Below are 21,967 nucleotides of genomic sequence, written 5' to 3' on the forward strand. Positions count from 1 at the left end.
CGCCATGTCCCCACTCGCAGAAGGAAGTTCATGAGCACTCTCGACCACCGGGCGGCCGTCGCCGCCGAGACCGCCCGGTTCGTCGGCATCGTCGAGCACGCCGACCCGTCCACCCCCGTCCCGTCCTGCCCCGGCTGGACGCTGACCGACCTGATCCGGCACGCCGGCAGCGTCCAGCGCTGGTTCGCCGTGCTGCTGCGCGGGCGCATCCAGCAGCCGCCGACCAGCCGCGACGTCGAGCTCAAGCTGCCCGAGCAGGACGCCGGTTACCCGCAATGGCTGGCCGACAGCCTGGCCGAGGCCACCGGCGCCTTCGACGCCGGCGACCTCGACGAGCCGATGTGGGCCTGGGGCATCGACCAGCACGCCCGCTTCTGGGTACGGCGCATGCTGTTCGAGACCCTGGTGCACCGGGCCGACGCCGAACTCGCCCTGGGCCTGCGACCGGAGATCGACCCCGCGCTCGCCCTGGACGGCGTGGACGAGTTCCTGGTCAACCTGCCGAACGCCTTCCCGTTCGCCCCGGCGACGGCCGAACTGCGCGCCGAGCACCGGACCATCCGGTTCAGCTGCCCCGAAGGCCGCTGGCTGGTCCGGCTCCGCCCCGACGGCTTCGGCCTGGAGCCGGACACCGACGGCCCGGCCGACGCCGCCGTCCACGCGGCCACCGCGGCCGACCTGCTGCTGCTCCTCTACGGCCGCTACGACCGCACCGCGGCCTCCTTCGAACTCTCCGGCGACCAGAGCCTGCTCGACCACTGGTTCGCCCATTCGCGGTTCTGACCGGAAGCCACCGGCCGCCCCGCACCCGGGCGGCCGGTGACCCGGGCGGCCCGAAGACCAGGCACGGTACTCGGTGGGCCATCCGCCGGATCCCCGTTCGTCCGCGTGCGGGCGATCGGCCACCGCGCTCGCGCCGGGCCCTCGACGCCGGGCCGCCCCCGTCGGCCGGCCGACCCGGTAGCCGGCCGACGGGGTCCGGAGTCGGGCTCAGCGGGCCGGAGGATGGTGCCCACCGCTGTCACAGCCTGGGCGGGACGGCACCCCGCGCCGTGTGACCCCGTGGCCACGGCCGGTTGTGGAGGCACGGCCAACGGCCCGGTACTAGTCTGATCTGGAAGCCGAGGTGCCCGGCCGAGGACGGTGCCACTGCTTTGGGAGTCCTCTCAGCCGTCGGACGACGGGAGACCCGCATGAACGACCGCGCCGGAAGCTGACCCGGGCCGATGCACGGAGCGGACGGCCACGCCCCCGCGGGTGCGAACCCAGGTGGCCCCGGGCAGGATCGGCCGGCCCGGGGCGGGCCGCGCTCGCGGCTGCGGGTGCACAGCGTCGCCGGGCAGGTGTTCGTGTGGCTGCTGGTCGTGGTGGCGCTGCTGGTCGGAGCGGCGCTGACGACGCTCGTCCTGCAGGCCCGGCACTACGCCACGAGTGTGGCCGAAGGCCGCACCCGTGCCGCGGCCGTCGCCCTGGCGCAGGACCCCGGGGTGGTGAGCGCGATGGACAGCCCCGATCCGACCGCGGCGCTGCAGCCGCTGGCCGACAAGGTCGCGAAGCAGGGCCACTTCGACTACATCGTGTTCGCCAGCCCGCAGGGGATCCGCTACACGGCCGAGAGCCCCGAGCTGATCGGGAAGCATGTCGAGGGCCCGTACGAGCGCGCCCTCACGGGGCCGACCACCGACAGCTTCCAGACGTTCGGCGGGCGGGTCGTGGAGTCCGGGGTGCCGGTCCTCAGACCGGACGGCTCGGCGTCCGGAGTGGTCGGGGTCGGAATCACCGTCGCGCGCGTGGGCGGCGAGGTCAGCCGGCAGCTGCCGGTCCTGATCGGCGGCGCGGCCGCCGCTCTCGCCGTCGGCATGGGCGGGGCGGCGCTGGTGCGGCGGAGGCTGCGGCGCCAGACGCACGGCCTGGGCCCAGTCGAGATGGCGCGGATGTACGAGCACCACGACGCGGTGCTGCACGCGGTCCGCGAGGGTGTGCTGATCGTCGGCGGCGACGGACGGGTGCTGCTGGTGAACGACGAGGCCCGGCGACTGCTGGAGCTGCCGCCCCAGGTGGAGGGGCGGCCGGTCACCGAGCTCGGGCTCGATCCCGGGCTGGCCGAGTTGCTGGCCTCCGGGCGCACCGCGACCGACGAGGTGCACCTGGCAGGGAACCGGCTGCTCGCCGTCAACAACCGCCCCACCGCACCGTACGGCGGCGGGCTCGGCAGCGCCGCGACCATCCGCGACACCACCGAGCTGCGGGCACTGGCCGGGCAGGCCGAGGCGGCCCGGGCCCGGCTGCGGCTGCTCTACGACGCGGGGCTGCGGGTCGGCACCACCCTGGACGTGAGGCGGACCGCGCAGGAGCTGGTCGACGTGGTGGTTCCCCGGTTCGCGGACTACGCCACGGTCGAGCTCGCCGATCCCGTGCTGCGCGGCGAGGAGCCGTACCCGGACCTCGGCGACCTCGGCACCGAGCAGGGCCCGCGGATCCACCGCACGGCCACCAGCGGCAGCGGCGACGACTGGCCGTTCATGCCCGTGGGCACGGAGATCAGCCCGCTCCCCGGCACCCCGGAGGAGACCGCGCTGAAGACCGGGCACGCCGCGCTGACCAACGACCTGCCCCAGGAGCAAGCCTGGCGGGCGCGTGCCCCGGAGGCCGCCGACCGGGTGCTCTCGTACGGGATGCACTCGCTGATCACCTCGCCGCTGCGGGCGCGCGGCCTGACCCTGGGCACGGTCAACCTCTGGCGGGCGGGTGAATCCGCGCCGTTCGACGACGAGGACCTCTCCTTCGTCACGGAACTGGTGGCCCGTACGGCGATCAGCGTGGACAACGCCCGCCGATACACCCGTGAGCACCGGATGGCCGAGACGCTGCAACGCAGCCTGCTGCCCCGGGGACTGCCCGAGCAGAGCGCCATGGAGGTGGCCTACCGCTACCTGCCCGCGCTGCACGGGGTCGGCGGGGACTGGTTCGACGTCATCCCGCTGCCCGGCTTCCGCGTGGCGCTGGTCGTCGGTGACGTCGTCGGCCACGGCCTGCACGCCGCCGCCACCATGGGCCGGCTGCGCACGGCCGTGCTCAACTTCTCCGCCCTCGACCTGCCCCCGGACGAACTGATCGCCCGCCTCGACGAGTTGGTCACCCGACTCGACCAGAACGAGGCGGCCGGGGCGGCGGACGACGGCGAGAGCGCGCCCGTCACCGGGGCCACCTGCCTGTACGCGATCTACGATCCGGTCTCCGGGCAGTGCACCATGGCACGGGCGGGGCACCCACCGCCCGCGCTGGTCCGCCCCGACGGCAGTGTGGAGTTCGCCGATCCGCCGGCCGGCCCGCCGCTCGGCGTGGGCGGAGTGCCCTTCGAAACCGCCGAGCTGCGGCTGCGGTCCGGAACCGCACTGGTCCTCTTCACTGACGGGCTGGTCGAGAACCGCGACCGCGACCTGGGCACCGGACTCGCCGAGCTGCGCCGTTCGCTGGCGGGCGCCCAGGACCATCGGTCCCTGGAGGACACCTGCCGGGCAGTGTTCGGCGCGATGGTCCCACCGCGCCGCAGCGACGACATCGCGCTCCTCGTCGCGCGCACCCAGCTGCTCAGCCCCGATCAAGTGGCCGTCTGGGAGGTTCCGTTCGACTTCGCCGCCGTCTCGCGCATCCGCAAGGAGTGCGTCGACCGGCTGACGGCCTGGGGGCTGGAGGAGCTGACCTTCACGGCCGAGCTGATCCTCAGCGAGCTGATCACCAATGCCATCCGCTACGGCACCGAGCCGATCCGGGTGCGCCTGCTCAAGGACCGCAGCCTGGTCTGCGAGGTCTCCGACGGCAGCAGCACCGCCCCCCACCTGCGCTACGCCGCCAGCACGGACGAGGGCGGCCGGGGTCTGTTCCTGGTGGCGCAACTGGCCGAGCGGTGGGGCACCAGGTACACGGCCCGCGGCAAGGTCATCTGGGCCGAGCAACCACTGACCGCGCCCGAGCGCCAGTTCGAGGCGCTGCTGGCGTGAGCTGCTGGCGTGATTCCGGGACCGGCGCGGGCCACTGCCCACCGCCTCCGTCCCCGACCGCGTCGGCTCTCGGCTCGCTCCGCCACGATCGCCGCAGTTGAATGTGGAACACGCCCTGGTTCAGTGCTCGTTCCGGTGCGATCTTCCGCGGCCGGCGCCACGCCGATGCCGCAACGGCGCCTGGTGAGCGCGACGAGTGCCCGCGCTCCACCAAGGTGCCGGGCTCAGCGGAAGGCGTCGACGTGGCGCTCGCACCAGTCGCGGAAGGTCCTGGGGGCTGTTCCGGTGATGTTCTCGACGTCGTCGGTGACGAATCCGGCGCGGCCGGTGCGGAGGAACGCGTGCAGGCGTTCGAGGAGGTGTGCCTCCTCGGGCGGGGTTCCCCGCCGGATGGCGGCCTGGGCGAACTCGTGGGGAGTGATGTCCTCGAAGTCGATCGAACGCCCGGTCACCTCGGCGATGATCTCGACCTGCTCGCGCGAGGTCAGGCCCTCCGGACCGGTGAGGAAGTACCCCTTCCCCACGTGGCCGTCCTGGGTGAGGGTGACGGTGGCGACGCGTGCGATGTCCTCCGGGTCGATCACACCGTGCCGGCCGTCACCGGTCGGGGCGGCGACCTTGCCCGCACGGATGGAGTCGCGCCACCAGAGGGCGTTGGACGCGAAGGTGTTGGGCCGCAGGTAGGTCACCCCGAGGCCGGACTCGCGCAGGAGCTGCTCGCGAGCCGCGAGGGCGGCTCCCATGGGGTTCTCCTCCAGCGGCAGCAGGCGCGCGCCGACGGAGGAGAGCAGGACGATCCTGGGCACCGCCGCGTTCCGCGCGGCGTCGATCACCGTCCTGGTCTGCCCGCTCCCGCCGCCGGCCTGCATCAGGAAGACGGCCTCGACGCCCTGGATTGCGGTGGACACACCGACGGGGTCGTCGAGATCGCCGACGGCGAGCTCGACCCCTGCCGGGAGGCCGCCCGCCCGGGAGGGGTCGCGCACCAGTGCCCGGACGCCGTGGCCCTGTTCGTGCAGCTGCCGCGCGACGGCGCCGCCGACGTTCCCTGTTGCTCCGGTGACGAGAATCATCGAACATTCCCTCTTCATGAGCTCAGCGGTGCTGAGGTGTGGTGCCCTGCCGGCAGGGCCCGCCGGTGCGCCATCGCACCGGCGACCACCACTGTGGCACCACCGGAACCCGACCGACCGGCTGCGGCCTACGCGGCTACTCCGCGCCCTCGGCCAGGAAGCGGGCCAGGCACTCCGTCACCAAGCGGTGGTCCTCCACCTGCGGCAGCCCGGAGACGGTGACCGTTCCCACCACTCCCGTCCCGCGTACCAGCAGCGGGAAGGAGCCGCCGTGCGCGGCATAGCGCGACGGGTCGAGGTCGAAGACCCGCCCCTTGGCCCGGTAGCGCTCGCCCACCAGGTACGACGCCTCGTTGAACCGGCGTACCACGGCCGCCTTGCGGCGGATCCAGTCGTCGTTGTCCGGGCTCGTGCCGGGCAGCGCCGCGTGGAAGGCCTGCTGCTCGCCGTGCCGGATGTCGACCGTCACCGCGAGCTTCCGCTCGCGGGCCAGGGTGACGATCAGCGAGCCCAGCCGCCAGGCGTCGTCCAGGTCGAACGAGGGCAGCTGCAACTCCCGCTGCTGGCGCTCCAGTTCGGCGATGTCGGGGTTCGCGGCGTCGGGGTTTCCAGCGCCGGGGTTCACGGCGTCCGGGTTCGCGGTGCCGGGGTTCCCAGCGCCGGGGTTCGCGGCGTCGGGGTTCACGGTGCCGGGGTTCACAGCGCCACCGCCTGCCCGGTACGGGCGGAGCGCTGGGCCGCCTCCAGGACGCGCAGGGCCTCGACGGCGTCGCGGGGCTCGACCGGGACCGGGCCCTGGCCGCGCAGCGCCCCTACCAGGCCCGTGTAGTAGTCCTGGTACGCGCCGGGCAGGGTCGCCACCGGTTCGACCGTCTCCCCGGCGCGCAGGGCGCCCCAGCGCTCGCGTGCGAAGACGCCCCAGTCCGGATCGGCGGGGGTGCGGCCCTGGCGCAGCGCGTCCTCCTGGCCGTCCATGCCGTGGGTGACGTAGGCGCCCTCGGAGCCCAGCACCCTGAAGCGCGGGCCAAGGTCGCCGGCGGTCGCGCTCATCCACAGGTGCGAGCGGGTGCCGCTGGCGTGCGTGAGGGCGACGAAGCTGTCGTCGTCGGCCTCGGCGCCGGCGCGGCGCACGTCCAGCTCGGCGTAGACCCGCGTCGCCGGGCCGAAGAGGACGAGCGCCTGGTCGACCAGGTGCGCGCCGAGGTCGTAGAGCACACCGCCGGCCTCCGCCGGGTCGCCCAGCTCGCGCCAGGTGCCCTTGAGCTGGGGGCGCCAGCGCTCGAAGCGGGACTCGAACCGGTTCACCCGCCCCAGCCGGCCCGAGTCGACCAGATGCCGGACCGTGCGGAAGTCGCCGTCCCAGCGCCGGTTCTGGAACACGCTCAGCAGCAGCCCCCGCTCCTCGGCCAGCCCGGTCAGCTGCTCGCCCTCGGCGGCGGTGGCGGCCAGCGGCTTGTCGACCACGACCGGCAGGCCGGCCCGCAGGGCGGCGGTGGCCAGCGGGATGTGGGTGCGGTTGGGGGAGGCGACCACCACCAGGTCCAGGCCCAGGTCCGGCGCCGCGGCCCACAGTGCGTCCGCGTCCGGGAGCAGCGCCGCTTGCGGGTGGAGCCGGGCCGCCTGCGCTCGGCGTCCGGCGTCGGAGGTCACCACGGCCGCGAGCCGCAGGCCCGGCGTGGTGCTGATCAGAGGCGCGTGGAAGACCGCACCGGCGATGCCGTAGCCGATGAGTCCGACGTTGAGCTGCGGGAGGTTCATGCCTCCTAGTTAAACAACAGCGTGGATTAACTCGCAAGCTTCCATAATCAGGAGGTGACCACCGACCCCGCCCTCCACCCCGTCCGCAACCTCTCCCTGCTGCGTGACCGCAACGACGCCGCCGTCCTGCGTGCCGTCCGGGCCGGCGCCGAGAACGGGATCAGCCGGGTCGAACTGGCCGCACACACCGGTCTCACCGCCCAGGCCATCAGCAAGATCACCGCACGCCTGCTCGCCGAAGGGCTGCTCACCGAGGCCGGCCGCGAACGCGTCGCCGGCCAGACGGGCAAACCGCGCACCCTGCTGCGCCTCGTCCCCCGAGCCCGCTTCGCCCTCGGCGCCCAGCTCGGCCGCCGTGGAATACGCCTGCTCCAGGTCGACCTCACCGGCACCGTCACCGCCCGGGCCGAGGCGGCCGTCGACCCGCAGGGCGAACCCGGCCCGGTCCTCGACCGACTCGCCGCCATGGTCGACGACCTGACCGCCGGCCCCACCGCCCAGCGCGTCCTGGGCCTGGGCCTCGCCTGCCCCGGCCCCCTCGACACCCGGGACGGCGTCCTCCACCAGGTCACCGGCATGCCCGGCTGGCACGGCCTGCACCTGCGCGACGAGATGGAGGCCCGCACCCACCTGCCCGTCATCGTCGAGAAGAACACCACCGCCGGCGTCCTGAGCCGCCTCGGCCCCGACAACCGCGCCTTCGTCTACCTCGGTGACGGTGTCGGGGCTGGCCTGGTCCTCGGCGGCCGCGTCCACCGGGGCGCCCGCACCAACGCCGGCGAGTTCGGCCACCAGTGCGTCGACCCCACCGGCCCGCTCTGCGCCTGCGGCGCCCGCGGCTGCCTGGAAGCCGTCTGCCTCACCGCCCTGCGCGCCCGCCGTACCGACGAAGCCGCCCGGGCCCTCGGCATCGCCGTCGCCAATCTGGTCCGCCTCCTCGACGTCGAGGACATCAGCCTCGGCGGCACCACCCTCCTCGACGACCCCGACCCCTTCGAAACCGCCATCCGCACCGAACTCGCCACCCGCATCCCCGACCCCCACTGGCAGCACGTCACCCTCACCCGCGCCCCCCGCCTCGCCATCCCCCAAGGCGCCGCCGCCCTCGCCCTCACCCGCCTCTTCCTCTGATACCGCCGGGCCGGCGCCACGCCGTCAGCCGAGGCCGCTTCCGGGCTCTGGTCGATTGCTGCTGTCCGTGGGGCGGCTGCCGCCGAAGTCGAACGCGGCGGTGACGGGAGCGTGGTCACTCCACGGCTCGGCGCGGGAGGCGGGCCGCCCAGCGCCGCGAACGCGCGCATCCGTGGCGAGAAGGGCATTCGACGGGGCGGACGTCCCATCCGTGAAGCCGCGTGACCTCCGGCCCCCGGGCCTCAACGATCAAGGCCCAGTGCATCCGGAATGCCCCGGATCCAGGCGGCCCGATCCGTCTCCTCCGCGGCAATGCGCTCCAGCCCCTCGATGAATCGCCGGCGTTCCCCCGAATCCATCCCGCCCAGCTCGTGGGCGATCCCTTCCAGGGTGCTCAGCGCCACATGAGAGTCATGCCCCACCGTGACGAGATCCTCCAAGGTCGCCATCGCCACCAGAAGAGCCCTGACCACTTCGTCCCCCTGAGCCACGGCTTCGCCTTCCTCAACACGAGTGACCACGAGACGATGCTGCCACCCTCACAGAGGCCCAGGACACCACCAGTGCCACAGCCCCGCGACCGCACGCGCCGCTCGGCCGAACGCCACCCGACGCCGTGAACGTTCGCGGTCACGGTACTAGCCTCGTTCGCACCGGCCCGAGGAGCACGACGGCTGGAACCAGAGCCCTTGCCGCACCCGTGCTCGCGCACCGGTGGCGGCGCGACGGAAAGGGAGAACATCGATGGCAGGAGTGGACGGCGGTCGGTTCGCGGGCAAGGTCGCGGTGGTGACCGGCGGCAGCAGGGGGATCGGTGCGGCGGTCGCCGCGCGGCTGGCCGCGGAGGGGGCGGCGGTCGCCATCGGTTACCGCAGCAAGCAGCAGGAGGCGGATGCGTTGGTCGCCGCGCTCGCGGCCGACGGCGGCAGGGCGCTAGCCCTGCGTGCGGACGTCGCGGACCCCGAGCAGACCAGGGCCCTGATCGAGCGGGCGGTGTCCGAGTTCGGCCGGCTCGACGTGCTGGCCTCGTGCGCCGGCATCGAGCACTTCGGCGCCCTGGAGGACATCACCCCGGCCGACTTCGACCGGGTGTTCACCGTGAACACCCGCGGCCAGCTGTTCGCCGTCCAGCACGCGGCCGCCCACATGCGGGAGGGTGGGCGGATCGTGCTCACCTCCTCGGTGAGCGCCTCCCGTGCGGTGTTCCACCACACCCTGTACGCCTCCGCCAAGGCGGCCGTGGAATCCATGGTCCTCAACCTGTCCGCGGAGCTCGGCCGGCGCGGCATCACCATCAACGCCATCGCCCCCGGCGGCACCGCCACCGACATGGCCGCGGAGAACGCCGCCGGCTACCAGCACCCCCAGCTCCGGGACTCGATGCCGCTCTCCCAGTGGCTGTCCGTCCACGGCGCGCTCGGACGTCTGGCCCAGCCCGAGGAGATCGCCGCGGGCTACGCCTTCCTCGCCTCCGACGACGCCTCCTACATGACCGGCCGCACCCTGCGCATGGACGGCGGCTTCTTCTAGCGGCCCTCTCTCCCGCGCCGAGTCGGCCCGTGGCCGCGCCCACTCGGCGCGGGACGGCGTCGAAGTGGCGAATGACCGGCACCGCGCCCGTGGCCCCGAGCGCGGTGCCGCTCGGCAGCAGGGGCACCGCGGCGCGACAGGCCCATCGTCGTAGCCGATCGGCCGCCTGCTCGGCTCTGGATAACCGCCGCTGCTCGTCGGTCAGTTGTCGCCGGTGTTGAACACCGCGGTGACGGGCGCCAGCACGTCGCCCCGCCCCTCTCCCGGTAACACGCGACACGTCATGCGCGAACTCGCCAGCCCCACCCCCCTCTCCCAGCCAGGTGCCCCCCAGCACCTGCCGCGCGCGGTCGGTGGTCCGACCATCACCCCACGTCAGGGCAGCCGGTAGGCGACCCTCGGCCGACGACTCGTCCACCAGACCCCGGAACCACTCGCGACACACCAGAACAACACACCCCACGCCTCGCCGAAAGTTCGGATGGAAATGACCGAGAACGAGTCAGGGCAAGGTTTGTTCGATTGACCCTCACAAAGGCGGTCTGGATACTGATCGAGCACGACGCAACTGAAACTCGGTTGCGAAGCGGACTCCGATTCGACATTTCACCCGACTGAGGAGAATCCATGATCTCGAAAGCGAAGAAGGTCGTGAGCTCGATGGCCATGGCCTTCGCCGCGGCGACCACGCTCACCGTGGCCGTGCCCTCCGGCAACGCCTTCGCCATCGACCACGTCCAGTGTGACGGAAGCCGCAATGACTTCCTGAAGATCTGGTCGCACCTCGACGGCCGTGACAGCGTCGACTGTTACGCGAACGGGGGGACGATCGGCTTCGGCGGGTGGTGGGTCGACCGGATCTCCACGGGGAACAACGACCTGGTCTACTCCGACGCCAACGGCGACTCGGTGAGGATCAACCGCTGGACCGACATCACGTTCCCGAACCGTCCGCCGAGGGTCAACTCCATCCAGATCCTCTGACGAACCGGCGGAGCGGGCCCCGAGCGGAAATTCGCCCGGTTGCATCACCGCAAGTTCCCGCACCACGTGGATCGCCCTCGAATTTTCCGTGACGTGAATTTGCTCCACCGCGGCTCACCGGCGCCGGCCACTCTCTCCAAGGGGTGGCCGGCGCCGGCATGTGGTGTCACGGCTGCCCGCCGAGCCCCAACTTCCGTACCCCGAAGGGGGAGAAGACCATGTGCGCGGCCCAACCACGATGGATCAGCGCGATCTGCGAGGGCACCGGCATCACCGGGTACAGCTTCCTGCCCCGCGACCAGTTCGCGAGCAGGCCCTCCGTGGTGTCGACCGCCGACACCACCATCGTCACCTGGAGGTCCCCGTCGCCCCAGGTGTTCCACAGGGCCCATCCCTCGGGCCTGGCCTCGACCCCGAGGCGCGAGCACGCCTCCTCGTAGCTCTCCTCCATGCCCTCCGGCATCGCCCCGGGCCGCAGGATCGCCACCCCGGCCAGCTTCACCTCGGGCCGGCCCGCCTCCTCGCCGAGGCAGCCGTCCCCCGGGAAGTGGTAGTGCCGGATCTCCCGGGCCAGCGCGTTCACCGCCCGTTGCAAGCGCGTCGCGTCCTCCGCCTCGGGCCCGTACGACAGCCACCCCTCCGCCGACGCGGCGCCCGTCACAGCACGGGCAAGCCGCTCGATCTCCGTCAAGTACTCCAGCTCTGAAAGCTCAGGTCGCGTCACGCCGCCCAGTCTCACAGCGCTCCCCATCCGGGTCATCCCGGTTTCCAGCTCGGGCACTCTCATCCGATCACCCCATCATCGGCGCCACGCTCAGCTGGATGAGTCGCCCGCGATGCCCGTCCTGGCCGCCTGATCAAACAGGCCAGGACCGACTTCGCAAATCCATCCAGGATGATACTGACGTTCGAGATCAGTTCCCGATGTAGCCCGTGATCCCTTCCTGCCAACGTCGCTCGAAGAATTCCGCAGATGTCTCCTCGACATGCAGATCGTCATTGCCTTCGAGCTCGGCCAGCGACGGAATGCGTTCCGAGCTGAGCTCCACCCCGCCCCGCACCTCGCACTCCCGGTCCGCGCGGACGAGTCGGCCATCCATGTACTGAGCCACCTTGCGCAACTCATGCCCGTCCGCCCCGATCTCTGTGACGAACTCAAACGGCTCGTCACTGTCTGCCGAGAGATCGATGGAGATCAAGTACCACGGCCTGGACTCCGCACCCTGCTTCCGTTGGAGTCGAGCGGCCAGCGTCTGCTGAGGTTGGAAGCTGCGATGGCGAACGCAGTTCGCCGCCGATGGCTCACAAACGGGCCAGGTGCACTGTGGACCACAAGGCCCGGAAGGACGCCATCCGAGCGCTGTCGACACCTTCGACAGCTCAGCCCTCATCGCGGTTCCCGCCAAAGCCAGCTGCTCAGCGCGCCGAATGACCGCCAGCGGATCACGCTCCCTCGAATCCAGGGCACGCTCATCCTCCCGCTGGGCACTGCGTTCACGCTCCGCGAAGTCAGCGACGACCGGGGGTGCCGACACCGGCGCCTGATCGTTCATCAGGCGGGCCAATGCGCTCCACACTCCGACCGCCCGCTCCGAGATCCTCACCTCCGCCGAAGACGAGTGCGCCGGCCCGGCTCCAGCTGCAATCAAAGCCATGCTTGCGACGCTCTGCTCGAAGAAAGCCGGAGAGTCGAAATCCTGCAGCGGACCGATCGCCCCACAGAATTCGTCGAGACCTATCAGGACGCTGTCCGCGATCTCTCTGGAGTCCAGGCAGCCGCGAATGACGTCGTCGACCGGCTGTCGCACCGGCGACTTGAGCACGTCCAGCAGTGGCAGAAAGCGAATCAGGCACAAGGTGCCGCTGCTCACAGTGGGTTCCCGCATCCTGCTGGCCGCAATCATCCGGAATAGCGGGACGGATTGACCGCCGCTCGAAACGGTGAGTATCCGGGTGATGCCTGTGTCTCTCCAACACCACGAAGCATCTGAAGTCCCCTTCCAGGAAGGCCGCCACAGCAGAGGTGTGCGCCCGCTGTCCGGTCTGCTGCTCGCCGGCCCGCCCGGGACCGGGAAGACCAGCGTCGCACGGACGTTGGCCGCACAGGCGTGGGTGTCGTTCTATCCGCTGTCCACCGCGGACCTGACCGGTCCCTGGGTCGGCCAGGCCGAGCAGTGCCTGGCCCGGCTCTTCGAACGCGCCCGAGCGGGCGGGGAACGGCTGGTGACCCCCGGACGGGCACGCCCACGACCTCACCGCCGGACGCCACACCCTCGGGACCGGCGATGTGGCAGTTCGGGCCGTGGCTCGCGAGGCCCGGCGCTCTGGAGGATCTCCTCGCTCCTGATCGGAAACGCCGCTCGGCGGGTTCCGTCCAGCGACACCGCCGTGACAGCTCACCGGTCCGTCGCCCGGCGCCGGAGCGGCTACCCGCCACTCCCGGCATGGCGGTGAGGGGTGGCGGTGAAGCCCGGGAGACGCTCTGTCACCATTGACCGATCAATCGTCGTAGTCCAACTCGCTTACCAGGGACGGTTCGTGTCCGACCAGAACAGATCCAGCGCCACCACCTCCCGCCGTGCCCGGTCTCGACGGCGCAGGAACAGCCGGGCCGTCGCGCTGAGCGCCACCTGCGTGCTCCTGGCCGCCGGTGCGACGACGCTCGTCACCACCGGACTGGTCGGGCACTCCTCTGCGAGTGGCAGCGCCGCGGCACACCCGGCCGCCGGTGACGGCGCCGCGGCCGGCACCGCCACGGGTCTGCCGACCGCGGACACGACGAGTGCCGGCGCGAGCCCCAGCGCCTCCGGCTCGCCCTCGGCCTCGCCCTCCGCTTCGGGCTCGCCGTCCGCCTCGCCCAGGCCCTCCAAGTCCGCATCGGCCTCGGCGTCCGCATCGTCGTCGCACCCGGCGCCTTCGACGAGCGCGTCCCCTTCCGCACCGGGCGCCGCCGACCAGGCGGCGGCCCCGGTGAACAACGTCCCCGCGCCCGCCCGCGGACCGGCCGTCTTCACCGGGAAGGCGTTCGACACCTGCACCGCACCGTCCTCGGCCGCGATGCAGGCGTGGTACGGCCAGTCGCCCTACGGCGCGGCCGCGGTCTACATCGGCGGCCAGAACCGGGGCTGCTCACAGCCGAACCTGACGTCCTCGTGGGTGCACACCGTGCACGCCGCCGGATGGCAGCTGATCCCGCTCTACGTGGGCGCGCAGCCGCCCTGCCAGACCTCCGGCAACCCGGAGCGGATCACCGCCGCCAACGCGGCCTCCCTCGGCTCCTCCGACGGCGCGGACGCCGTCGCCCACGCTGCCTCCCTCGGCATGGGCACGGGCAGCGCCATCTACCTGGACATGGAGACCTACAATGCCTCCGACGCCGCCTGCAGCGCCGCGGTCCTGACGTACGTCCAGGCCTGGGACGCGGCCCTCCACTCTCGCGGATACTGGGCCGGCTTCTACGGCTTCGGCAAGTCCAGTGCCCTGGCCATGAGCCAGGCGGCATCGTCCGGTGCGACCGGCCTGCCGGACGCACTGTGGTACGCCCTGTACGACGGCGCGGCCGACACCAGCAGCGACTTCCCCTTCCCGGCCGGCCAGTGGAGCGGCGCCCGGCGCGGCCACCAGTACGCGGTCAACCAGCAGGAGAGCTACGGAGGCGTATCCCTCACCATCGACCAGGACGCCTGGAACGGCCCGGTCGCGATGATCGGCTGACACTCCCGGCCCACCCCCCGGAGGGAACCAACGGCGGCCCTTCACCCGCCGGAAACCTCGTCCGGCGGGGAGGACTGGCTGATGGTCGTCGTGGCCGACCACGGGCACCTCGACGAAGGAAGGGACGGCGGAGGTACCCCCGAGGAGCACACCTCGCCCGTCCTGCGCTGGCCGCCGACCCTGCCCCTCAGATCTTGGCCCGACGAGGTCGCCCGCGTGAGTTGCTTGAGTTGATCCTCGGGGAGCGAGAATACGTCCGATGAGGTTCGAGTCGAGAAGGAAACAGATGAGCGGAATCCCGGCGGAGATCGACACCCCGGACATCATGGTCGATCTGGACGTGCTCGAACGGAACATCGAGCGCATGGCAGGAGCACTACGGGCCAAGGGCCTGCGGCTGCGCCCTCACGCGAAGACCCACAAGATGCCGGAGATCGCCGCGCGGCAGCTCGCGGCGGGGGCCGTCGGGTTGACGGTGGCGACCATCGGGGAGGCCGAGGTCTTCGCCGAGCACGGCGTCACCGACCTCTTCATCGCCTACCCGCTCTGGATCGGGCCCCGGCAGGCGGAGCGGCTGCGCGGGCTCGGCACCAGGGCCAGGATCGCGATCGGGACGGACTCCGTCGAAGCCGCCGAGGCAGCCGGCCGGCACCTCGGGGACGCGGCGGGCGACATCGAGGTCCTGGTGGAGATCGACAGCGGCCACCACCGCAGTGGTGTCCGCCCGGTTCAGGCCGTGGAGGTGGCCCGGGCGGCGGCCCGCGCGGGGCTCCGCGTCGGGGGAGTGTTCACCTTCCCGGGCCACGGCTACGCACCGGGCATGCCGGCGAAGGCGGCCGAGGAGGAGCAGCAGGCCCTCGGGCAGGCGGCCGAGCTGCTGGCCGCCGCGGGCTTCGAGGTCACGCGGGTGAGCGGCGGCTCCACTCCTACCGCGGAGCTGACCGGGGCCTCGGCGGTCACCGAGGCGCGGCCGGGTGTCTACGTGTTCGGCGACGCCCAGCAGCTCGAACTCGGGCGGTGCGCCGTGGAGGACATCGCGCTGACGGTCGCGGCGACCGTCGTCAGCCGGCACGAGGGAGACGACAGCATGCCTCGGCGGGTCGTCCTGGACGCGGGCAGCAAGGTCCTCGGCGGTGACCGACCGGCGTGGGCTACGGGCTTCGGCCGGCTCATGGACCACCCGGAAGCCCGCATCACGGCGCTGTCCGAGCACCACGCCACCGTGCTCTGGCCCGAGCACACCGACCTGCCCGCGCTCGGCGAGCGCCTGCGGGTGGTCCCCAACCACGTCTGCGTGGCGGTGAACCTCGTCGACGACGTCGCCGTGGTCAGCGGCGGCAAGCTGGTGGACCGGTGGCGCGTGGCCGCCCGCGGCAGGAACGCCTGACCACAGGGTGCCGCCGTCGAGGCGGCGGCGCCCTGTCCGGCGAGGTAGGCCAGGGGCCTGGCCGTGATGGTCGGCGGTGCGCCCGCCCCCGCCACACGCACGGCAGGGGTGCCCGGAATCGGGTGGCTTGGACAGGGCGGCCCTGAGCCCGTAGTCCTACCGGTCAGGACGACCGTTGCTGCCGGCTCTGCAAGCTGCTGACCGATGACGCACTGCTGTCGATCGCCTGGCTCAGCCGTCGGCGGTGGACGCCGCCATGAGGCGTACCCAGCGGGCGGGCACACCTGCTGCGGCCGGCCCCGTGCCTTCATGCGATCGCGTCGATCACCTGCTGATGATCAGGCCCCCGCCGGCGCCGCTGCGGTATCAGGTCCGGTGGGCACGGTCCAGAGCCGCACCGTCCGGGAGCCCCCCATCAGTCGGCTGAACGATCCGGCGGTGCGTGAGCGGGGTGCCGCTCCTTGCGGGTTGGCATGGCGTAGCAATGTGGCCGAGCCATCGGTCATGGAGAGCGGCTCGGCCGGTGTCAGAAGTCGTGCTCGTACACCGCGGTGACGGGCGCGTGGTCGCTCCAGCGCTCGGCGTGGGTGTCGGCGCGTTCGACGTAGGCCTCGACGGCCTTGGCGGCGAGGCCGGGGTGGCGACCTGGAGGTCGATGCGTCAGCGGATAGGCGCCTTCGAAAAAGGGTCGACCTCTCCTTCTCCTGACCCGGCGCCTGATCCGGCCCCGGGGTATGGGCTCCGTGGCAGGACGGAGGAACCGGGCCGTCACACGGCCCGGTCACAGACCCTGAGCACGCTGCGTGAGCTCGCGCACCGTGCCCGCCTCGGGCACGCCGAGGCGGGTGAAGACGGCATGCGCCTCCTGGAGCCGGTCCAGGCCGGCCGCCGGGTGGTCAAGGCGCAGCAGGGCCTCGCCGAGGGCGGCGTTGGCGAGCGCCTGGCAGTAGGCGGCGTCCAGTTCCGCCCCGATGGCGAGTGACTCGGTGGCGGCTTCGGCGGCCTCCGGGGCCCGATCCGAAGCGAGCAGGGCGGCGGCGAGGCGGGCGAGCGAGTAGCCCTCCCAGAGCCTGAGCTGTTGGGAGCGGTACAGCGTCAGCGCCTCGCGCAGGCGGTCGACGGCCTCGCCCGGTGCTCCGGTCGCGCCGAGCGTGACGCCGAGCTGGTAGAGCGCCTGGGCGAGGGCAACCGCACTGCCGGTGGCCCTGGCCGCCTCGACCGCGCCCCGTGCCGCTCGCAGTCCTGCCTCGGGCTGCCCGGACACCACGTAGGCCCTGGCCATGTTCGCCAGGATCCGGGTCTCGATCACCACCGCTCCCGTACTCCGGCTGATCTCCAAGGCCTCCTCGTAGAGCGGCAGGGCGTCAGCGGTCCGATCGGTCATGCTGAGCACAAGGGCGAGCCGGAAGGACACGATCGCCCGCAACCGTGTCCCGTCCTGCGGCCCGAGGTGTCCGAGACTCTCCCGGTACGCCACCTCGGCTTCCCGGAAATCCCCCGCTTGCGCGTGCAAGTCGCCCTGGAGGTAACGGATCCTGGCCGGCAGGGCAGACCCGCGCTGGTACTGTGCCGCCCGCTGGAGGAGGCCCGTCAACTGCTGCATCGAGCCCCAGTCCGGTAGCAACTCACCCAGCGTGATGGCGAGTTCCACCGCCGGGCCCACCGCGTTCCCACGGCATGCGGCGTCGACGGCAGCGACGATCAGGTACCGCTCGGAGGTGAGCCAGTTCTGGAGGCCCTGACTCCCGCCCGTCGGAGCGAGCGGGGGGACGGGAGGGTCGTAGAGCGGATCGGGCAGTTCGTCGCCCAGCCCAAGTTCCCGCACCGCCTCGCGCGCGGTGGCCAGCAGGACGTCGATGAGCCGACGCAGTGCGGCGTTCCGTTCGTCCTCGTCGTCGACGAGCTCATTCCGCTGCTGGGCGTAGAGCCGGACGAGGTCGTGGTAGCGGTAGCGCCCGGGGGTGTGGCTGTCCAGCAGGTTCGCCTCGACCAGACTCTCGGCCAGGGCCTCGGCGGATTCCTCCGGCAGGTCCAGCAGAGCTGCGGCCGCGAACAGCGGTAGGTCCGGCGAGTCGCCGAGGGAGAGCAGACGGAAGGCTCGCGCCTCCTCCGTCGACAGTTGGTCGTACCCCAGCCCGATCGTGGTCTCCACCGCCAGACTCCCGACCTTCAACTCATTGAGTCGGTGACGCTGGCCGGTCAGCCGTTGAGCCAGGTCGCTGACGCTCCAGCGCGGCCGGGCCGCCAGCCGGGTGGCGGCGATCCGCACCGCGAGCGGCAGGAGTCCGCAGGCGATGACCACCGAAGAGGCGGCTTCCGGCTCGGCGGCGACCCTGGCTGAGCCGACGATGGTGGAGAACAGGTCCAGAGCCTCCTCCGGGGTCAACTCCTCCACGTCCGAGATGGACGCCCCGGCCAGCGCGGACAGCCGTGAGCGGCTGGTGATCAGCACCGCACTGCCGGACGCTCCGGGAATGAGTGGGTGTACCTGATCTGCGTCCCAGGCGTTGTCCAGCACGATGAGCATCCGCCGGCCGGCCATCAGGGAACGGTAGAGCGCGACGCGCTGCTCGAACGAGTCCGGTGCCTCGACCACGCCCAGCGCGTACAGGAAGTCACCCAGCACGGTCGTCGGATCGGCCGGCGTCCCACCCGCGCCCCGCAGATCGGCGAACAGCTGACCGTCCGGGAACTCGGCCCGGACGGCGTGGGCGGCGTGCACCGCCAACGTGCTCTTCCCCACCCCGCCGATCCCGCACAGCACGTGCACCTGGACCACCGGCTCGGCAGCTCCTTCGAGCAAGGCCCTGCTCAGCTCACTGGCCAGCTGCGCCCGTCCGGTGAAGTCCGCGACACCCGGCGGGAGTTGTGCCGGTGCGGGCGGGGCCGGAGGGGCAGGTGGCTCCGAGCGGTGGGGGCTCGGCACCGGGTGGAGGAGTGAAGGGTCGGCCGAGAGGATCCGGGCATGCACGGACGCGAGCCCCGTACCCGGCTCGACGCCGAGTTCCTTGATCAGCAGCTTCCGGGTGTCGGCGTAGACGCGGAGTGCTTCGGCCTGGCGGCCGGCCCGGTAGAGGGCGACCATCAGCAGCTCGCGCAGCCGCTCGCGCAGCGGGTGTTCGCGGGTCAGCCCGGTCAGCTCGGCGACGAGCTCGGCACCAGAGCCCAGGGCCAGTCGGGACTCGAAGCGCAGCTCCTGCCCGGCGACCCAGCTCTCCACCAGCCTGAGCCGCAGCGTGTCGATCCTGGGCCCGGGCAGGCTTACGAAGGGCCGGACGCCCTCCCAGAGGCCCAGCGCCGCGGTGGCCGCCCGGACGGCCTCGGCGTGGTCCCCCGCTGTCCGGGCCGCTCTGGCCTGGGCGAGTCCGTCCTCGAAGACGTGCAGGTCGACGCTCTGCCGTGGCAGGCGCAGTGCGTAGCCGTCGCTCACGCTGACGAGCCGGCTCGCCGGCCGGCGCACCTCCCGTTGGGGTTCCAGGACCGCCCTGAGCCGTGACACGTACGTCCGCAGCGCGGCGACGGCCTGCGCCGGCGGATGGTACCCCCAGAGGCCCTCGACGAGTTCTTGGGTCGTGACCGGCTGGCCGAGCTGCGTGGCCAGGATCGCGAGCACGGCCTGCTGCTGGGGCGAGCCGAGCGGGACCGGGTTGCCGCCCAGCCAGGCCTGCACTGGGCCGAGCAGCGAGATCCGGGGCTCCTCCTCGGTGGCCGGCTGCTTGGTCTTCTGCTTGGCCACCACAGCCGCCACGGCCACCGCCGCCTGCCCGCCGTCGCTCCTGTCCCGTCGCAGCCGCCAGGCCTCGACCGCCCGGCCCGAGCGCTCCAGGGCCTCCTCCAGTTGGCTGCGGAACCGCTGGTCCTCGGGGAACGCGGCCACCAGCGCCCGCAGTTCGGGCAGCACCGTTTCGGCCCGGCCGTCCCGCAGGTCGGCGTCGTTGCGCAGGGTCAGTGCCTCCAGGCGGAGTTCCTCCAGCCGACGCCGTTCGGTCTCCAGTCGCCCGTGTGCCCGGATGCCGGTCAGGGCCGGTCCGCTCCAGCAGTCCAGGGCGCGTTGGAGCAGGGTGGAGGCCTGCCCGGGCCGCCCTTCGGTGAGGGCTTCGCGGGCCCGGGCCAGGTGGGCCCGGAACCGGGTGAGGTCCAGGTCGGTGGGGTCGATGTCGAGCGCGTAGCTCTCCAGACCCGCGTGCCGGGTGACGGTGAACGGGGCTCCTGCCGCGCGCAGTTCGGCGCGCAGCCGGCTCACCGCGGTGTGCAGTTGTGCCCGGGCGTTCAGCGCGGCCCCGTCGCCCCAGATGTCCAGGACGAGCTGTTCGAGCCCGGCGGGTCGCCCGGGTTGGAGCAGCAGGGCGGCGAGCAGGGCGCGCCCGTTGGCTCCGCGGATCTTGACGGGTGCGTCGTCGACGGTCAGGGTCACGGGCCCGAGCAGCCGGGCGTCGACCGTCACCACTGTTCCTCCAACGCGCCGGAGAGGACCAGTTCGCGTTGCCGCCGCAGCTGTTCCGGTACTCGCGCGTACTGCTGCTCCCAGCGCGCCAGTTCCTCGTCGAGGAGGGCGAGGGCGCGGCGGCGGGAGCCGGTCAGGAAGAGTGCGGTGGAGAGGAGCACCACGATGACGTCGTTGCCGGGGTGTTCGAGGTTGAGTTGCTGGAGGTCGACGACGGCGTCGGAGACCGCGCCGGTCCTCATCCGGAGCCGGGCCGCCCTGGTGCGGACGTCCTGGCAGAGGTCGATCAGTCCCTGGCGGATCGCCCGTACGTAGGGGGTGGGTTCCAGGTCGGCGAGGGGTTCGCCGCGCCAGCGGGCCTGGGCGGTGATGCACATCTCAAGGGCGCCCTTGTAGTCGCCCTTGCCCTCCAGCTCCCGCCCCCGGTCGGCCCGCCGTTGGAAGACGAGGGCGTCGACCGCCTCGGCGTCGATGTGCAGGGCGTAGCTGGCCTGTTCGCGGGAGTAGCCGGGGTAGCCGGCGAGCTCCGTCGCCGGGGCGTCGGCCGGGGTGTGTTCCCTGAGTCGGCGGCGCAGGTGGTGGACGTGTACCTGGATGGCGTCGATGGCGGTGGCGGGTGCCCCCGTAGGCCAGAGCCGGTCGCGGATCACGGCGACCGGGACAGCCTGCGAGCGGGCGAGCAGCAGCAGCGCCAGCAGGGCGCGGCGCTGCGGCGGCCCGAGGCTGATCGGGGTGCCGGCCCGGCGGGCGCTCACCGGTCCCAGCAGGAGGAACTGAAGGTCTGTCGCCACCCGGGCACATTAACAGAGCACTCAGCAGTCGTTAAGTGCTTTGGCAGAGTCGCCGTTTCGCTCCTGTTTAGCCCTTGCGGGGATACTGGATGCAGACGTCGTGTGACTCGTCCAGTCCGACGTTCGTTGCAGGTGGGAGCCCTCGGGGGTGGTAGCCCGGGGGATCTCGCCTTTTCGTGCTTCCTCCAACACTGTTGCCGGCATGTTGATCTGAGCTAGCGTCAGCTTTGTCGTGCTGCCGGACGGTTCACCCCTCCTACCAAGGGGTTCGCGGACTCCGCTCCGTCCGCCGTGCGACGTGCAACGAATCGGACTGGACACGTCACACCAAAAGGACCGAACAGCATGCAAGTTCAGACGTCCGCTCTGCTCACGGCCGGGGTCGTCACCCTGGCCTTCTTCGCCCTGGTGGGCTCCCTCGTGTGGATGCTGCGGGGGACGCGGCGACCGGTGGCCGTGCTGGCCGTGGTGGTCACGCTCCTCGGGGCGCTGCCCGCGATCCTGTACGTCTTCTCGGTGATCGCCGCTTCGGCGGGCAGCACCGGCTGACCCGACGCCCCTGCGGCGCCACCCGAAGTGCCCGAGGTGAATGAGGTACCCGAACCGCGCGCACCGCGCCGTTGCTCCGCCCTGGTGGAGCCGGCCGCCGGTGTCGCGCGGTTCGGTCGTTCCCGCCTGAGCGCTCCCTCCTGAACAGTCCCGCTTGAGCGTTCCTGCGCAGCGGCTCGACGCAGGGCCCGAGCCGAAGTGCCCCATGCTCAAAAATGCACTCATGATTGACATGAGCTGCCCGAAGCAGCAAGGCGCTGTTTGGTGTTGTCGCCCGTCAGGACAAAGCTCAGTGGGCGGCCGCGTCCGTCGCAGGCCAGGTGGAGCTTGGTACTCAGTCCGCCGCGGGATCGGCCGAGGGCGTGATCACCCGCTTCGTCCCGGTCGAGTGCCCCTTTTTGCCGCCCGTGGAGTGCTGGTGGGCCCGCACGACCGTGGAGTCGACCGACACCAGCCAGTCGATGTCCCCGGCCGCGTGGTCGGACCAGCGCTCGGTGTGGGTGTCGGCGCGTTCGACGTAGGCCTCGACGGCCCTGCCGGCCCCGCCGCCGGACTGCTCCTTGACGGAGTCTGCCGTGGGCGTTGGGGCGTGACGGCGGTGGGGG

The 21,967-nt window shown here is 72.0% G+C and carries 18 protein-coding genes and 2 pseudogenes; 9 read left to right on the plus strand and 11 right to left on the minus strand.

The window, feature by feature from the left end; genetic code table 11:
* The first annotated feature begins 30 nt into the window (after window positions 1-30).
* Together RZ50_RS27990 and RZ50_RS27995 are read left to right on the plus strand one after the other, a co-directional pair.
* The gene (locus RZ50_RS27990) at window positions 31-783 is read left to right on the plus strand and encodes a maleylpyruvate isomerase family mycothiol-dependent enzyme (RefSeq protein ID WP_196948420.1); all 753 of its coding nucleotides are present in this window, start codon (window positions 31-33) and stop codon (window positions 781-783) included.
* A gap of 443 nt (window positions 784-1,226) precedes the next feature.
* The gene (locus RZ50_RS27995; RefSeq protein WP_196948419.1) at window positions 1,227-4,001 is read left to right on the plus strand and encodes a SpoIIE family protein phosphatase; all 2,775 of its coding nucleotides are present in this window, start codon (window positions 1,227-1,229) and stop codon (window positions 3,999-4,001) included.
* Window positions 4,002-4,225: 224 nt separating this feature from the next.
* Here RZ50_RS27995 and RZ50_RS28000 read toward each other — a convergent pair whose 3' ends face one another.
* The 3 genes from RZ50_RS28000 to RZ50_RS28010 all read right to left on the minus strand — a co-directional run bounded on the left by RZ50_RS28000 (window position 4,226) and on the right by RZ50_RS28010 (window position 6,832).
* Entirely contained in the window at window positions 4,226-5,074 is an 849-nt protein-coding gene (locus tag RZ50_RS28000; protein WP_196948418.1) for an NAD(P)H-binding protein, read from the minus strand.
* A gap of 136 nt (window positions 5,075-5,210) precedes the next feature.
* Entirely contained in the window at window positions 5,211-5,699 is a 489-nt protein-coding gene (locus tag RZ50_RS28005; RefSeq protein ID WP_196948441.1) for a heme-degrading domain-containing protein, read from the minus strand.
* Window positions 5,700-5,770: 71 nt separating this feature from the next.
* Entirely contained in the window at window positions 5,771-6,832 is a 1,062-nt protein-coding gene (locus RZ50_RS28010; RefSeq protein ID WP_196948417.1) for a Gfo/Idh/MocA family oxidoreductase, read from the minus strand.
* 54 nt (window positions 6,833-6,886) lie between these two features.
* On the opposite strand from RZ50_RS28010, the gene RZ50_RS28015 reads away from it, so the two are divergent.
* Window positions 6,887-7,963, plus strand: a complete 1,077-nt coding sequence (locus RZ50_RS28015) for an ROK family transcriptional regulator (protein WP_196948416.1) — start codon at window positions 6,887-6,889, stop codon at window positions 7,961-7,963.
* Between the two features lie 242 nt (window positions 7,964-8,205).
* Here the strand turns inward: RZ50_RS28015 and RZ50_RS28020 are convergent, their stop codons facing one another.
* Entirely contained in the window at window positions 8,206-8,484 is a 279-nt protein-coding gene (locus RZ50_RS28020) for a hypothetical protein (RefSeq protein ID WP_196948415.1), read from the minus strand.
* A 223-nt stretch (window positions 8,485-8,707) separates the two neighbouring features.
* Here RZ50_RS28020 and RZ50_RS28025 point away from each other — a divergent pair, with 223 nt between their 5' ends.
* Both RZ50_RS28025 and RZ50_RS28030 read left to right on the plus strand, forming a co-directional pair.
* Complete coding sequence (locus RZ50_RS28025; protein ID WP_254803082.1) at window positions 8,708-9,493, plus strand: SDR family NAD(P)-dependent oxidoreductase; 786 nt, start codon at window positions 8,708-8,710, stop codon at window positions 9,491-9,493.
* Window positions 9,494-10,120: 627 nt separating this feature from the next.
* A complete protein-coding gene (locus RZ50_RS28030) occupies window positions 10,121-10,477 on the plus strand; it encodes a beta/gamma crystallin domain-containing protein (RefSeq protein WP_196948414.1) in 357 nt (118 codons plus the stop codon).
* Window positions 10,478-10,643: 166 nt separating this feature from the next.
* Here RZ50_RS28030 and RZ50_RS28035 read toward each other — a convergent pair whose 3' ends face one another.
* On the minus strand, window positions 10,644-11,072 hold the full coding sequence (locus tag RZ50_RS28035) for a hypothetical protein (RefSeq protein ID WP_196948413.1): 429 nt from the start codon (window positions 11,070-11,072) through the stop codon (window positions 10,644-10,646).
* Between the two features lie 319 nt (window positions 11,073-11,391).
* A complete protein-coding gene (locus RZ50_RS28040; protein WP_196948412.1) occupies window positions 11,392-12,348 on the minus strand; it encodes a hypothetical protein in 957 nt (318 codons plus the stop codon).
* A gap of 85 nt (window positions 12,349-12,433) precedes the next feature.
* On the opposite strand from RZ50_RS28040, the gene RZ50_RS30400 reads away from it, so the two are divergent.
* Entirely contained in the window at window positions 12,434-12,931 is a 498-nt protein-coding gene (locus tag RZ50_RS30400) for an AAA family ATPase (RefSeq protein ID WP_374200001.1), read from the plus strand.
* Between the two features lie 68 nt (window positions 12,932-12,999).
* On the opposite strand, the gene RZ50_RS28050 is transcribed toward RZ50_RS30400, so the two are convergent.
* Window positions 13,000-13,515 carry a hypothetical protein gene (locus RZ50_RS28050; RefSeq protein ID WP_196948410.1) on the minus strand — a complete coding sequence of 172 codons (516 nt, stop codon included), beginning with the start codon at window positions 13,513-13,515 and terminating at the stop codon, window positions 13,000-13,002.
* A 19-nt stretch (window positions 13,516-13,534) separates the two neighbouring features.
* Between RZ50_RS28050 and RZ50_RS28055 the strand changes: the two genes are divergently transcribed.
* On the plus strand, window positions 13,535-14,191 hold the full coding sequence (locus RZ50_RS28055; protein WP_196948409.1) for a DUF1906 domain-containing protein: 657 nt from the start codon (window positions 13,535-13,537) through the stop codon (window positions 14,189-14,191).
* A gap of 286 nt (window positions 14,192-14,477) precedes the next feature.
* Entirely contained in the window at window positions 14,478-15,578 is a 1,101-nt protein-coding gene (locus RZ50_RS28060; RefSeq protein ID WP_196948408.1) for a D-TA family PLP-dependent enzyme, read from the plus strand.
* A gap of 526 nt (window positions 15,579-16,104) precedes the next feature.
* Here RZ50_RS28060 and RZ50_RS29585 read toward each other — a convergent pair.
* The 3 genes and pseudogenes from RZ50_RS29585 to RZ50_RS28070 form a co-directional block, all read right to left on the minus strand.
* Window positions 16,105-16,238: pseudogene (locus RZ50_RS29585) on the minus strand (exodeoxyribonuclease III); the annotation flags it as partial.
* 121 nt (window positions 16,239-16,359) lie between these two features.
* A complete protein-coding gene (locus tag RZ50_RS28065; RefSeq protein WP_196948407.1) occupies window positions 16,360-20,022 on the minus strand; it encodes a BTAD domain-containing putative transcriptional regulator in 3,663 nt (1,220 codons plus the stop codon).
* Window positions 20,019-20,813: a BTAD domain-containing putative transcriptional regulator gene (locus RZ50_RS28070; RefSeq protein ID WP_196948406.1), complete on the minus strand. Its 795-nt coding sequence runs from the start codon at window positions 20,811-20,813 to the stop codon at window positions 20,019-20,021. Before RZ50_RS28070 ends, RZ50_RS28065 begins: the two co-directional genes overlap by 4 nt.
* 345 nt (window positions 20,814-21,158) lie before the next feature.
* Here RZ50_RS28070 and RZ50_RS28075 point away from each other — a divergent pair, with 345 nt between their 5' ends.
* Window positions 21,159-21,362: a hypothetical protein gene (locus RZ50_RS28075; RefSeq protein WP_196948405.1), complete on the plus strand. Its 204-nt coding sequence runs from the start codon at window positions 21,159-21,161 to the stop codon at window positions 21,360-21,362.
* A gap of 272 nt (window positions 21,363-21,634) precedes the next feature.
* Here RZ50_RS28075 and RZ50_RS29590 read toward each other — a convergent pair.
* Window positions 21,635-21,813: pseudogene (locus RZ50_RS29590) on the minus strand (IS5/IS1182 family transposase); the annotation flags it as partial.
* Window positions 21,814-21,967 lie beyond the last annotated feature (154 nt).

This window comes from Kitasatospora sp. SUK 42, from assembly GCF_015776785.2.
Taxonomy (GTDB): Bacteria; Actinomycetota; Actinomycetes; order Streptomycetales; family Streptomycetaceae; genus Kitasatospora.